Annotated in this window: 12 protein-coding genes and 1 pseudogene; 4 read left to right on the top strand and 9 right to left on the bottom strand. The window is 35.5% G+C overall.

Annotated elements, in window-relative coordinates; all coding sequences use genetic code 11:
- Nucleotides 1–32: 32 nt before the first annotated feature.
- From speE to metK, 4 genes are read right to left on the bottom strand one after another with little or no spacing between them, the layout of a single operon-like run.
- Complete coding sequence (gene speE / locus ACQKN4_RS14790; RefSeq protein ID WP_079562312.1) at nucleotides 33–887, bottom strand: polyamine aminopropyltransferase; 855 nt, start codon at nucleotides 885–887, stop codon at nucleotides 33–35.
- A complete protein-coding gene (gene speD, locus ACQKN4_RS14795; RefSeq protein WP_079562311.1) occupies nucleotides 887–1,321 on the bottom strand; it encodes an adenosylmethionine decarboxylase in 435 nt (144 codons plus the stop codon). Before speD ends, speE begins: the two co-directional genes overlap by 1 nt.
- Nucleotides 1,318–2,814 (bottom strand): aminotransferase class I/II-fold pyridoxal phosphate-dependent enzyme, encoded by a 1,497-nt coding sequence (locus ACQKN4_RS14800; protein WP_079562310.1) that lies wholly within the window; start codon nucleotides 2,812–2,814, stop codon nucleotides 1,318–1,320. The genes speD and ACQKN4_RS14800 overlap by 4 nt, the downstream gene beginning before the upstream one ends.
- On the bottom strand, nucleotides 2,814–3,989 hold the full coding sequence (metK, locus tag ACQKN4_RS14805; RefSeq protein ID WP_079562309.1) for a methionine adenosyltransferase: 1,176 nt from the start codon (nucleotides 3,987–3,989) through the stop codon (nucleotides 2,814–2,816). The genes ACQKN4_RS14800 and metK overlap by 1 nt, the downstream gene beginning before the upstream one ends.
- A gap of 969 nt (nucleotides 3,990–4,958) precedes the next feature.
- Between metK and ACQKN4_RS14810 the strand changes: the two genes are divergently transcribed.
- Together ACQKN4_RS14810 and ACQKN4_RS14815 are read left to right on the top strand one after the other, a co-directional pair.
- Nucleotides 4,959–5,642 (top strand): GntR family transcriptional regulator, encoded by a 684-nt coding sequence (locus ACQKN4_RS14810; protein ID WP_079562308.1) that lies wholly within the window; start codon nucleotides 4,959–4,961, stop codon nucleotides 5,640–5,642.
- A gap of 21 nt (nucleotides 5,643–5,663) precedes the next feature.
- Nucleotides 5,664–6,281, top strand: coding sequence for a sterol desaturase family protein (locus ACQKN4_RS14815; RefSeq protein WP_079562307.1), 618 nt, complete (start codon nucleotides 5,664–5,666; stop codon nucleotides 6,279–6,281).
- 780 nt (nucleotides 6,282–7,061) lie between these two features.
- Here ACQKN4_RS14815 and ACQKN4_RS14820 read toward each other — a convergent pair.
- Nucleotides 7,062–7,583 (bottom strand): hypothetical protein, encoded by a 522-nt coding sequence (locus ACQKN4_RS14820; protein ID WP_427484038.1) that lies wholly within the window; start codon nucleotides 7,581–7,583, stop codon nucleotides 7,062–7,064.
- Nucleotides 7,584–7,711: 128 nt separating this feature from the next.
- Complete coding sequence (locus ACQKN4_RS14825) at nucleotides 7,712–8,587, bottom strand: tyrosine-type recombinase/integrase (protein WP_427484039.1); 876 nt, start codon at nucleotides 8,585–8,587, stop codon at nucleotides 7,712–7,714.
- Between the two features lie 342 nt (nucleotides 8,588–8,929).
- Between ACQKN4_RS14825 and ACQKN4_RS14830 the strand changes: the two genes are divergently transcribed.
- A complete protein-coding gene (locus tag ACQKN4_RS14830; RefSeq protein WP_427484040.1) occupies nucleotides 8,930–9,724 on the top strand; it encodes an enoyl-CoA hydratase/isomerase family protein in 795 nt (264 codons plus the stop codon).
- 46 nt (nucleotides 9,725–9,770) lie between these two features.
- Here ACQKN4_RS14830 and ACQKN4_RS14835 read toward each other — a convergent pair whose 3' ends face one another.
- Entirely contained in the window at nucleotides 9,771–10,586 is an 816-nt protein-coding gene (locus ACQKN4_RS14835; RefSeq protein WP_079562303.1) for a hypothetical protein, read from the bottom strand.
- 570 nt (nucleotides 10,587–11,156) lie between these two features.
- Here ACQKN4_RS14835 and ACQKN4_RS14840 point away from each other — a divergent pair.
- The gene (locus ACQKN4_RS14840) at nucleotides 11,157–12,332 is read left to right on the top strand and encodes an aminotransferase class I/II-fold pyridoxal phosphate-dependent enzyme (protein WP_427484041.1); all 1,176 of its coding nucleotides are present in this window, start codon (nucleotides 11,157–11,159) and stop codon (nucleotides 12,330–12,332) included.
- A gap of 27 nt (nucleotides 12,333–12,359) precedes the next feature.
- Here ACQKN4_RS14840 and ACQKN4_RS14845 read toward each other — a convergent pair.
- Nucleotides 12,360–12,810: pseudogene (locus ACQKN4_RS14845) on the bottom strand (NUDIX hydrolase).
- A 27-nt stretch (nucleotides 12,811–12,837) separates the two neighbouring features.
- The gene (locus tag ACQKN4_RS14850; RefSeq protein ID WP_427484042.1) at nucleotides 12,838–13,218 is read right to left on the bottom strand and encodes a hypothetical protein; all 381 of its coding nucleotides are present in this window, start codon (nucleotides 13,216–13,218) and stop codon (nucleotides 12,838–12,840) included.
- Between the last annotated feature and the right edge of the window lie 139 nt (nucleotides 13,219–13,357).

The following is a 13,357-nucleotide window of genomic DNA, read 5'->3' on the forward strand; positions in this document are numbered from 1 at the left end:
ATAAAGGAACCATTTAGTTCTGTCCCAGCCTCTTATTCATCACGATTAAGTGACTCCTTCACAAATGTAGGAAGTGCGAATGCGCCAACGTGTAAATCTGTATTGTAATATTTCGTTTTTAGACCAAATTTGTCCCAAGCATCTACTTGAATATCTTTAGTTGGATGTAATGCTTTTGAAGCAAATCCGAATAGCCAGTGTCCCGATGGGTATGTTGGCATATGGAATTGATATACGCTCGCGATTGGGAAAATACCTTTAATTTTTTTATGTGCTTTGCGCATGTTTTCTGCATACTCGGCAAAGTATGGAGATTCGTGTTGGTTAATTAAAATTCCTTTTTCATTTAATACACGGAAACATTCTTTATAGAAAGCTGTTGTAAATAAGCCTTCACCGACTGAAATTGGATCAGTAGAATCTACTAATATTAAATCGAATGATTGATCAGCTGCGTTTTGAACATAAGCTAAGCCATCATCAAAAATCATTTCCATACGAGGATCTTCTTCGACGCCAGCAGCTGTAATTGGAAGGTATTTTTGGCTCAAACGGAATACTAACTCATCGATTTCTACCATTACTACTTTTTCTACTGATTTGTAACGTAGTACTTCACGAGCAGTACCACCATCACCACCACCGATAATTAATACCTTTTTTATATCTGGGTTAGTAGCGAATGCTGGGTGTGTAATCATATCGTGATAAACGAACTCATCTTTTTCATTAACCATCATCAATCCGTCTAACGTGAAGAAAGTACCAAACTCTTCACTTTTATAAAAATCGATTTTTTGGAACGGAGATTGTTCACTATGAATCTCTTCGTTGTATCCGATTGAAAATTTACAGTTATCGCTCCATTGTTCTGTATACCATTTCATTAAATCACGTCCTCTAATACTTCTTGTTTCACTATAATTGTATCAATTTCTTGTTCTGCAAATTGGCGAATTTTATCTGCCATTCCACGTGGTACTTCAAATGATTCTGTTTTTTTCGCTTGCAGTTTTTGTTCTAAATATTCTGCTGCCTTCCATGGACTTACAGAGTCACCACATGTGTAAACATCTACAGAAGCAAATCCGTATTCTGGCCAAGTATGAATCGTTAAATGTGATTCAGCAATAATTACTGCACCCGAAACACCATATGGGTTGAAATGATGGAAGCAAGATTCTACAATTGTTGCCCCAGAATAGTCAGCAGCTTCATTCATAAACTGCTCGATTAATGCGTTTTGCTCGATAATTTCACTTGGGCAACCATAAAATTCAATTAATACGTGTCTTCCTAATGTTGATAATTCAATGCTCATTTATTTGTCTCCCTTACGACTGTAATATAATTTTCTTCTTTCGTTTCGAACAGAACATTCCCAAAATTAAGAAAATAGAAGTTATATAATTCTACTACTTCCTCTGAAATAACTTCACCAGGGATAATTAGTGGTATTCCCGGTGGATAAATCATTAATGAATCTGCACTAATTCGACCTACCGCATCATAAATTAAAATTGTTTCTGTTTCAGCATTACACGCCTGTTGCGGTGTCATTGCTAATTTATTTATTTGATTCGCTGTCACATAAGCTGACTGAATCGCTTCTTTTTTTCCGTAATTAAGTTCAATATCTTTTAACGCATGTACTAATTTACCGATTGTTTCATTCGTATCAACATGACTAATGACTGCCATTATGACATATCCTTCAGCAAGTTCTAATTGAATGCCATACTGCTGTTTCAATATTGTGTAAACTTCGAAACCAGTTAAACCGAGATCGTTCACACGAATAACAAGTTTCGTCCAATCATAGGCTTGATTGAAATTTTGTTGTACATAATCAGCTTTTAGCACTTCATAGCGTGAATTATTTTCAATTTCTTCAATTGCTGCATCAACAATTGACTTTAATTGGCTATAACGTTGTTGTCCATACACCGCTAATTCTCTTCGTGCTACATCTAAAGAACTCATTAATAAATAATTTGCACTCGTCGTTTGAAGCATATTTAATACTTTTTGCAAATGCTTCGAATCGATTCGTTTTTCTTGTAGTAATAGAAGCGAGCTTTGTGTTAATGAACCCCCAGTTTTATGCATACTGACCGTTACTGCATCTGCACCAGCACTAATCGCATCGTTTGCATCAGGTAAAAATGTTAAATGCGCTCCGTGTGCACTATCAACAATAACTGTTACATTTTGTTCATGTGCGAGCTTACAAATTTCTTGCAGTTGATTCATCGACCCAAAATATGTTGGATACGTTACAAGTAAAGCTTTCGCTTGTGGATTTTCTGCAAGTGCCGATTTTACATTTTCAACTGAAATTCCGTGTGCAATACCAAAATGTTGATCAACTTCAGGTTGAATAAATACTGGTTTTGCTCCGCTTAATATAATGCCGTTCATAACTGATTTATGGCAGTTACGAGGTACGATCAATGTATCACCTTGTTTACATGTCGCTAAAATCATCGCCAAAATTCCTACAGTAGTTCCATTTACTAAAAAGTAAGCGTAGTCGACATTAAATGCTTGTGCAGCTAATTGTTGAGCTTCTTTAATAACCGATTCCGGGTGACTTAATAAATCAAGCTCCTTCATCGAATTTACGTCCATTCTTAATGTCATTTCTCCAAGCGTCCATTTTAATGGGTTTTCATGTAGCCCCATTTTATGACCAGGTACATCAAACGGCGTAACATCTTGTTTAGTATAATTGACTAAAGCTTCAAATAATGGCATGCGGTCTTGAGTGGCAAAAAATTCCTCAGTAGCCACTCGATTTTGCACGCATTGCATTATTGTCCCATAGCAACTGTTAAAAGTTGCTCTAATTCTGAAACTTTGTCTGTTTTTTCCCAAGTTACGTTTACATCACTACGTCCAAAGTGACCATAAGCTGCAACTTGTTGATATTGTGGTTTACGTAGATTTAGCATGTTAATAATGCCATTTGGCGTTAAGTCGAATAATTGACGAATCGCTTTTAAAATTTCTTCTTTCGCTACTTTTTCTGTACCAAATGTTTCTAAAGCGATACTAATTGGTTCACTTACACCAATTGCATATGATAATTGGATTTCACATTTATCTGTCAAGCCTGCTGCAACAATATTTTTTGCAACGTATCGCGCTGCGTAAGCCGCAGAACGGTCAACTTTTGTACAGTCTTTACCAGAGAATGCGCCACCACCATGACGAGCTGCGCCGCCATAAGTATCAACAATAATCTTACGTCCTGTTAAACCTGCATCTCCGTGTGGTCCGCCTACTACGAAACGACCAGTAGGATTAATTAAAATTCGGAAGTCTTCATTCATACCAAATTGCTTCGCAACAGCTTTAATTACATTTTCTGTAACGTAATCAATGAATTCTACCTGGTCAAAATCATCATCATGTTGTATTGACATTAAAACAGTATCAATTTTAGGTTGCATACTATCCGTATAATCAATTGTTACTTGTGATTTCATATCAGGTCGAGCCCATTTGAATTGACCATTTTTACGTAACTCAGTTGCACGTTTTACAAGCATATGTGCCATTTCAATTGCTAAAGGCATATAGTTTTCAGTTTCATTAGTCGCAAAACCGAACATAATACCTTGGTCACCTGCACCAACTTCTTTTGTATCGCTAGAAGAATCAACACCCATTGCGATATCAGGAGACTGCGTGTGTACTAAAACTTGTACATTACAGTTATGACCATCAATACCGAACTTATCATCTGTGTATCCAATGCCGATTAGGGTATTACGGGCAATTTTTTCGATATCTAGTTCTGCTTTTGTAGTAATCTCTCCGCCAACAATTACTGTGTTTGTAGTTGTGAATACTTCACATGCCACACGTGATAGCGGATCTTGTGATAATGCTGCGTCTAATACTGCATCTGAGATTTGGTCTGCAATTTTATCTGGATGTCCTTCCGATACAGACTCCGATGTGAATAATACTTTTTCTGACAATTTTAACTACCCCTAACAAATTATAGATTTTTAGGGCATAAAAAAAAGCTCACCCAATTTTAAGGAAAGCTTCGAATACTATCAGCTGCTGTTCCTCTTATTGTTCACAAAAGTTAATTTTGTGCTCAGGTTCGGCCCACTGGATTCAGTTCATTATGAACTAAATTGTTTGGCCACCGTATCTTCGACCCCTCGTCTCAACGGTTATTAATAAGAGCTATATTATTATGCTGAGACTCATATTAAGTCATAAACTTTTGAGTGTCAATTTATTTTTTAATATTTTTTTATAATTAATCGCTATGAAAATTAATTCATTTACCCTTTTGAACCAAAAAATACTAAGTATAACATATTGCAAACAATTAATATTTATTATAAAAAATGAATAAAAATGCATATAGAGGTTTTTTATATTAACAATAGAAGGAACCCCTATTAAATTTGTAAATAGATGTGTCAAATTAACATATTGTAAGCAATAAAATTTTTAAATTACCAAAGAAAATATAGGTATTTTTAGTGTCATTTATTTCATAGAAATTATTTAAATTTCTATAATTCAGACTATTATTTTTGATCAATTATTAACAGATCATGACGATTTTTTATTTCAAACAAGGTGTGTTGATTAGCTAAATTTCACCAATATTTATAAAACGACTAGGTGCTTTCCAATAAGGAAACTTCTTATCTTTAAAACCATCATGGCCATCCAAGTGATGGCATGAAAAATTCATTTGTCTAAGTGAAGGCATATTTAATGCTACTTCCCTCTTTTTGTTAATTATTTGATTTAAATAATTTGAATTTATATTGCGTTCTACTAGGTATTTTACTAGCTTGTTTGATAATCCTATTTATAAAAATTTGCACTTTTAGTTGACAGAAAATTCAGACTCATTATATAATTTTTGGTATTACCACTGTATTTAATTTGTATTACCACAAAGCAAAGGGGACGAGGATTTGAAGGAAAAGGAACGCTCCTCAGATAAAATTGAGAATGAATTAATTAGATCCATATTGACTGGTGTTTATTCTGTAGGAAGTACTTTGCCTCCTGAAAGAGAGCTTGCAAAAGAATTTGGTGTTGGTCGTCCAACTATTCGGGAGGTACTTCAACGTTTAGGAAGGGGTGGATGGATAACAGGGAGAAAAGGAATGCCTGCGGTTGTTAATGATTATTGGCGCAATGGAAATTTAACGACACTTGTTAATATTGTTGAGAATCAACATACCATAACAGATGAATTTATCATGTACTTATTAGAATTAAGAAGTTCTTTGGCTCCGACTTATATTCGTGATGCTGTCACGTTTAATCAACCAAAAGTGGTTGCTCTCCTTGCCAATCTAGAGCAGCTTGAAGATAGTGCAGAAAGCTATGCAGCATTTGATTGGGATTTGCAAAAAAGGTGTGCTGGCCTTGCAGTTAATCCAATCTTTCTACTCATTTTAAATAGCTTCGATTCTATTTATATAGATATGGCAAAAAGATATTTTTCTGTAAAAGAACATCGTGTGTTGTCCTTCGACTTTTACCACGGTTTATTAAAAGCTGCATTAAGAGGAGATGCAATGGAAGCGGAAAGGCTGTCTACCACAACAATGGCGAAAAGCTTAGCACTTTGGAACGATAGAAAAAAATAAAGAATACTGGAGGCGTGATAAATGAAATTGAAATATTTTAAAGAATATTTTTCTTATCCTGATATTTTAATCATGACCTGTCTATTCCTTATTAGTTTTGGATTTATGATTCTACATTTAACCTCTATCGGAATTTTTGGTGCTTTTATTCTTGGAATGATTATGTATTCCTTAGCTGAGTATGTTACGCACAGATTTCTTTTTCATCTGAAACCACCAAAGAATGCATTTTTGTTAAAAATGCTTAAACGCTTACATTATGACCACCATGCAAATCCAAATGAATTGCATTTACTATTTTTACCGTTATGGTATAGTGTGCCAAACATTGCCATTGCAGCAGCCATTTTTTATTTTCTTACATCTAGCTTAGTAATGACAAACGCATTTATTGCAGGTATCATGCTTTTTTTATTATTTTATGAGTGGAAGCATTATATCGCCCATCGTCCCCTTCAGCCAATATCTCCATGGGGTCGTTGGATGAAAAAGGTTCATTTATGGCATCATTTCAAAAATGAAAATTACTGGTATGGCGTTACGAACCCAGCCTATGATTTTCTTATGGGTACCTTTAAAAACCAAAAGGATGTTGACCAAAGTAAAACTGTTAAAAATCTAGAGAAACGTGGCGACTAGAAAATAGAATAATAAAAAATATGCCTTGTAGGTAAAATAATCGGTCCTATGCTGTCTTTATGATAAATCTTGCTCATTAGAAGAAATCTGTTACGTGAAGTATAAAATACCCTAGAGTATAGAGACAAATATTTATAGACTTCAAATAAACATAAAAAGCCACAACCCATTCATAAGGAGGTTTTGTAACCTAAAAAATCCAATCATTGTTTTTCAATGATTGGATTTAAACAACACTTATTTATGATACGGTCCTCCGTGAAATGTCTAAATGAGGTTAGTAAATTTCCATTTTATTTCTGTCTCCTTCAAATTTAAGAGTCCGTTCTAAGCTGTACTTCAATAAACATTTTTATTTATTGTTCAAGATGTTGAATATCTATTAAAACTACATTATAGAGCTCTATGAAGTTAAATCCATTCTTATGGAAAACTAAGAGCTGTCACAAAAGTCACTTTTATGACAGCCCTTTTCATTTTTACATGCATTATAAATGTAAATGTTTGTTATCTAGAAGAAACGATTATGTCCGTTGCTTCAATTTTGTTTCCAGCCTTATCTTTTGCCACAACAGTTAGACTAGTGCCAGATTTTTAGGCTTTAATCTTGACAGTGAATTTCCATATTGAATTTGCTTTTGCTTCCCCTAATAATGTTTCCTCGCTTTACTTTAAGTACAGGTATTCATTATCTATTTTAGTAATAAATGAAGATGCATTTTATTAATTATGCCTCGGCATTATTTCTTTCCCAAAATAAAATACCGCCGTCATCTGCAATTACAAAATAATTGCCACTAAATGAAAACCCATAGCAATACAAAAAACCTCTAAAATGCGAACACAATTTTTATTTGGGCCTTCGACCAAATAGTCCTCAAACGCAGGGTGATAAATTATATCTTCACATGGATATAGAGGTGATACTCTTTGTAAACAATCCTCGAATTTATTACTGACTGGCAGTATGCTCCCACCATATTTGCTTGCCAATTTAATCGATTTATCTTTTAAAACGTCGAAGCCTTCACAAATTAACAATGTTTCATCTAAAACAAAGTCACCTGTATAATCTCGGGATATTTTTTCTGCTCTTGCTAAATCTATAATTCCCCTACCATTACTTGATACGACAAGTAATAAATCGGATGATTCATCAAACCCGAAATATTCAAAACCACCAATACTAAAATGACCCTTAAAAGTCCATCCAACTGGACTTTTAGCAGAAGGTATTTGCTCTAATATGCTATATGTATTTTTTCTATGTTCCTCAAATGCCTTATTATTAAAGTAATCCATGATAACCTCCATATTGAAGTGTTAAAAAAAATACTAAAAAATTAATTTATAAAAACGTGCACAAATTTACTATTGTTATTTATATACGCTTAATCACAATCCAATACAGTCGAAAAAACGATCTTTCTTTATTCAAAACGGTCCTGTCTTTCAGTCAGTACCCATTTTCGTACATAGCCCATTTTCCCCTGAATATTTTCTATTGTTTTTTCACTTTGAAATGCCTTTTGCATGACGGTATACCGCAAATCCGTGGCTCTCACATTTGTGCCAATATCCTTTGATATCGTTTGAAAAATTCGCTCAATTGTTTTTGTAGAAATGGATTTAGATTGACTAGCCTCACTTACCCATACCCATTCTCCTAGCTTTTCTTCATGTAATTCTTCGGTTGCTTCTTTATAGTGCGCCAGCATATTCATTAAAATTGAAGTCAGCTTTATTTCTCTACGCCCATTTTGATTAGCAATGTAAATAAACGATGACTCAAACTGAATATGAGACCATCTCATACGTACAAGTTCTGCTGGTTTGCATCCTGTTTCCATAAGTAGTTGGACAATGCAGCCATTACGTCTTGCTAGCCAAGCATGCTCCATTGTTTTAGCGTATTGAAAATAAGTTGGCCAGACATTCGCAATTTGGATTAATTGCTTCTTTGTCAACAAAGTCAAAGCCTCTTTTTGTCTCTTTTTAGGCTGTAAAATACCCTCATAATCAAAGGGATCTACCCATTCTCTTAAAAAGACAAAGTCTATAAAGCCCCGCAATGTTGCAATTTTATGATTAAACGTGTTGACATTTGCGTAACTCTCTTTTAAATAATTACTATATATAAATAACAATTCTTTTAAATGATAATCTACATTCAAGTAGTTGTTCTCATGAGCAAACGCTAAAAATTGCTGCCCATCTATATTGTATTGTTTTTGTGTAGCAGCACTTTTCTTCAATGAATTTAAAAGTAAAAAATAGCTGTTCCATGCTTCCACTAGAGTGACCATCTTACGACCTCCTTATTAACTGTGCGTGGTTTAATTAAGTTTACTATATTTTTGGGGCGTTAGTTATTAATTCATATATATAAATTATAATGTCGGATAATCTGTAGTGTTCATACACGATCCCGCTTCCAGTGTTCAAATACTCCTTTAGCAGTGTCCCACATCTTTTGTTTTCTTACAATAGTAATTTTCCGTACTTTGTTGTAATACAATTTCTTTACTATGCCTCTATTCTTGTATAACTAGGCTGATTTACATGAAAATTCGTATAATTTAGTGTTTATGTCCGTTTGTGTTATATAATAAGAGGAACAACTATAACATGTAGGGGGCTTTTCAAGTATGCAAGTAAAAACAACTCGACTTGAAGCAGAAGACGCAAAAATTATTTATCAAGAAACAGCTGGGCTAGCAATTATTACGATCCATCGCCCACAGGCTAAAAACGCACTTACAGCAAATATGTGGGATCAATTAGCTAAAATTGCCTTACAAGTATTAGATAATCCGAAAAACAAAGTATTAATTTTACGCGGCTCTGGTGAAAATTTTACAGCCGGCTCAGATATTAAAGAATTCAACGCCATTTCTCTTGAAAAAGCCGAAGAAGCGTTTGTACATATGGAGAAAACGATTTCCACAATTGAGCGTTTACCAATTCCAACGATTGGCGTCATTAATGGTCCCGCAATGGGTGCTGGTTTAGAGCTTGCATTAGCCTGTGATATCCGCATCGGCTCTGAAAAAGCAAAGCTCGGCATCCCTGTCGGTAAATTAGGAATCACGTTAAATAACAAATTTGCTCAACGTTTAGTTCAATTAGTTGGCCCTTCTACAACAAAAGATTTAGTATTTACGGGTCGCATGTTTAAAGCTGAAGAAGCCTTTAAGCTTGGCATGCTTAATTATTTAGTAGCTGAAAAAGACTTAAATAAATACATGATTCGTATGGGTAAGCTTGTTGCAGGCATGTCACCTGAATCTTTACTAGCTGTGAAGCAATCTGTTCAAGAATGTGTGGACAGTGTACCTTCATTATGGCAAGGTTCAACACCGTTTGTCGGAAAGGATTTTGCAGAAGGTTGCCGTGCCTTTGTAGAAAAACGTCAGCCACAATTTATACGTCAGTCGAAATAGAAAACAGGTACTCCGCTCGCCCTCTTGCGAATGGAGTACCTGTTTTTTACGATTTTCGCTTTTGTACTACCGACTTAATTTGAAGATGAATCGCATCTAATTCATACCCAAAATGCTGGTGGAATTCCGCCTGTATCGATTTTTGTAATGCATACAATCGATCTGGTATGGAATAAGTAATAGGTATCTTTAACTGTAAAGTAATCGTTGCTTGCACTAAATCGCCTAACACGAATTGTACATGCTCAACTTTGTGAACGATATCTTGCTCTACACAGCAATACGTGAGTAGCTGCACATAAACATGCTTACCAATTTCAATATACTCTTGTTGAAAATCAGGACGAACAATCGTCGTCTCCCCTATTTTTTCACGCCTTGTAGAGAAAATCTCCTTCCCTTTTTGAACGAGTCGTTTAAAAAAGTTTTGCTCGACTTGTCGGTACGGGATTGGCATCACATGCTTCCCCTGCGTCTGTCGAATAAAGCGAGCTTTTGCTATTTCTTTTTGAGAACGTACATCCTCGACATAGTAATATGTATTGATTGGAGAAAGCTCAAGCTGACGAGCGATCGTTTTAGTCATTTTATCGGACGTACCAATTAGCAAAATCGACTGTACTTTATGTGTATTAAGTGCTTTTTTTACTTCATTACGATGTGTATCATCTGTAAAAATCGCTCGACGAACGGCTGTAATCGTATTTTTCTCAAACTTCGCGGAAATTCCAGCTACTTTCACACCATTTACAATAAGAAGACCATCATCAATAAGAGCCTCTACCCCGATTTTATGGGCGAAAACTAGTGCGCTTGTACTTTTCCCTGTTCCACTTGGACCACTCAAAGAATAAACATCCATGACTGACAGCTCCTTTCCATTTTATGATAGCAGAAACGTTCCACTTTTTCCGTCAAAATCATTGTTTCCAGTATTAGATCATATATGCCTCGGCATAATTGTTGCTGTCGCTTCGCTTTCGCACAGATAAACAATGCGTCCGGAATCGGCTTTGTGTTTAGGCCTGTACAATGCAGGTCAGTTAGCCATAATCGCATGGATGCGATGATTTTAGGCTAATATCCCCTATGCGCACCTATCCGATTCTGTGACATCCGCCGGAGGCTTTAGGCCGACACGATATCGGTCATTCAGGCGTTTTCACAGGAGGTGAAGTTCTTAACCTAAGTTCCTCTATTTCACAGGTGATTGCACACTCACTGAAAATGACTGAAAATTGTTTTCATTACATCATCTATCAAGATGGGAGACTACAGCTGAAAAAAGTTAATTTATTCCCGCTAGTCTATGCATGCATCTTCTCCATTATAGAAATATATTCTTTTTTCAGAATAACTTTCCCTTTATATGCTTTAGTATGATAAAATGTGAACTACTATTCTGTTATACAACTATAAGGAGTGTACTAGTTTGAAAATCGTACCATCTAAAAAAATGTCTTTATTCACACCAGCAATTTTCGGAGATTTAAAAAATCATGCTAAGCAACTGGAAGCAAAAGGCATGAAAATGATTGATTTAAGCTTAGGTAGTCCTGACCTTCCTCCTCATGCTAAAATTCGCGAGCATTTATCGTATAGAGCGGGCTTAGCAGAATCCTACGGCTATACATTAACAGGCACGCAACGTTTTTATGAAGCTGTTAGTCGCTACTATAAACGTCGTAGTAATGTAGATTTAGATCCCGCTTCTGAAATCATTCAAACGATCGGCTCTCAAGAAGGATTAGTGCATTTACCAATCGCCTTTTGTGATCCAGGAGATATCGTACTTTCTACAAACCCAGCTTACGTAGCCTATGATGCAGGAATTCATCTAGCAGGCGCAACACCTTACTATATGCCTCAAACAGCTGACAACGATTATTTACCAGACTTAGATGCTGTTCCTGAAGAGATTGCGCAAAAAGCAAAACTACTAATTTTAAACTTACCAGGTAATCCTGTGCCTGCAATGCCTTCAATCGCCTATTTTGAAAAAGTCATTGCCTTTGCGAAAAAATACAACATCATCGTTCTACATGATGCAGCATACTCTGAGTTCTACTTTACTGGTGATGGTCCAATCAGCTTCCTAGCCACTCCTGGCGCAAAAGAAGTTGGGATGGAAATTAACTCATTATCGAAAAGCTTTAGCCTTGCTGGTACACGTATCGCTTATATCGCGGGTAACGCTAAGATGATTTCGATTTTAAAACAATTAAAATCAAATTTAGATTTCGGTATTTTCGAACCAATTCAAGATGCTGCGGTCGTAGCACTTGATAACGCAGAGGAAATTACATCAGACCTACGCGCAACATTCTCAGAACGCCATAAAACATTAATGAATGGCTTACATACATTAGGATGGGATGCAGCGCCTTCTGAAGGTGGCATGTTCGTCTGGGCAAAATATCCGTACGATATTGACTGTACAGAACTAGCCTTTAAACTAATTGAACAAGCAGGAATCGTAACAGTTCCTGGTACAGTATTTGGCTCGGCTGGACAAGGCTATTTACGTTTAGCCTTAGTACAACCGAAAGAAATGTTGCAAGAAGCTGTTGATCGCTTAGCACAAGTACAACTAGCACCACAAAAATAATCATCTAATATAAAAACCCTTCTAACTTTAATGGTTGGAAGGGTTTTTATTGTTTATTATATAATCCTCAAGTATCGGTCTATCAGGAGGGCTAATATTTTTAGGTAAATCATCTAAAGAGAAAAACTGTAGCATCGTTGCCTCAGCTTGATCATGAATAAGTTGGCCATTATATACTTTACATTCAAATGCTGAAACAACGTTATAAACTTCATCACCATGCGGATATTGATAATAAAAATCTTGTCCAGAATACGTATTGATTAATATTAGATTTTTAGCTTTTAGTCCTGTTTCCTCCAATAATTCTCGATGCGCTACTTGCTCTAATGTTTCACCTAGCTCCATTGAACCCCCAATTAACCCCCAACACTCATTATCTATACGAAGCTGTAATAAAACCTGTTGATGATTATTATTAACCAATACACAAGTACCGCACTCCAACTACTTTGCGCAAATCTTTTATATATCCCATAAAGCACTCCTTTATTTTAAAACGCTCTTATTCGTTAAAATCGGCAGGAAAATCCACTAACACATAGTCTCCAGTCCACATTTGTGTCGTTACAATCAAATTTTCGCCATGTCTTTCAAAGAAGAGTCCACGGCCATCCCTTTCTTTGAAAACCCAACCGTTTTGATCAAGCATTTCTTTGATCATTTCATCAGCTGTGGATATATTTTCTCCCTTTAATACATACCATTCTTTGCCGTTTTCTTTCCGCAATTTAACCATTCGTGTTTCGGAATCATTTATTTTTTCTATAACTGTTTTTTTACTTATACTTTCTATTGGGAGTGGAGGAAGATAAAATTTATTGTAAAATACGAACGTTCCAACGAGTAAAATAATGAGCCCGATTGATACTATCACCTTTTGCATAAAACACTCTCTCCTTTTAATATAATATATTACCACTAATTTTCATTTTTTATTTCCATATATTACATTCTATTACACTAAGGCCTAAAGGGAGGTAATTTACTTAGTTAATCAGACGTCTAAGTTAGCAAACGAAATA

Source organism: Lysinibacillus sp. NPDC093692 (genome assembly GCF_050280125.1).
Classification (GTDB): Bacteria; Bacillota; Bacilli; order Bacillales_A; family Planococcaceae; genus Lysinibacillus.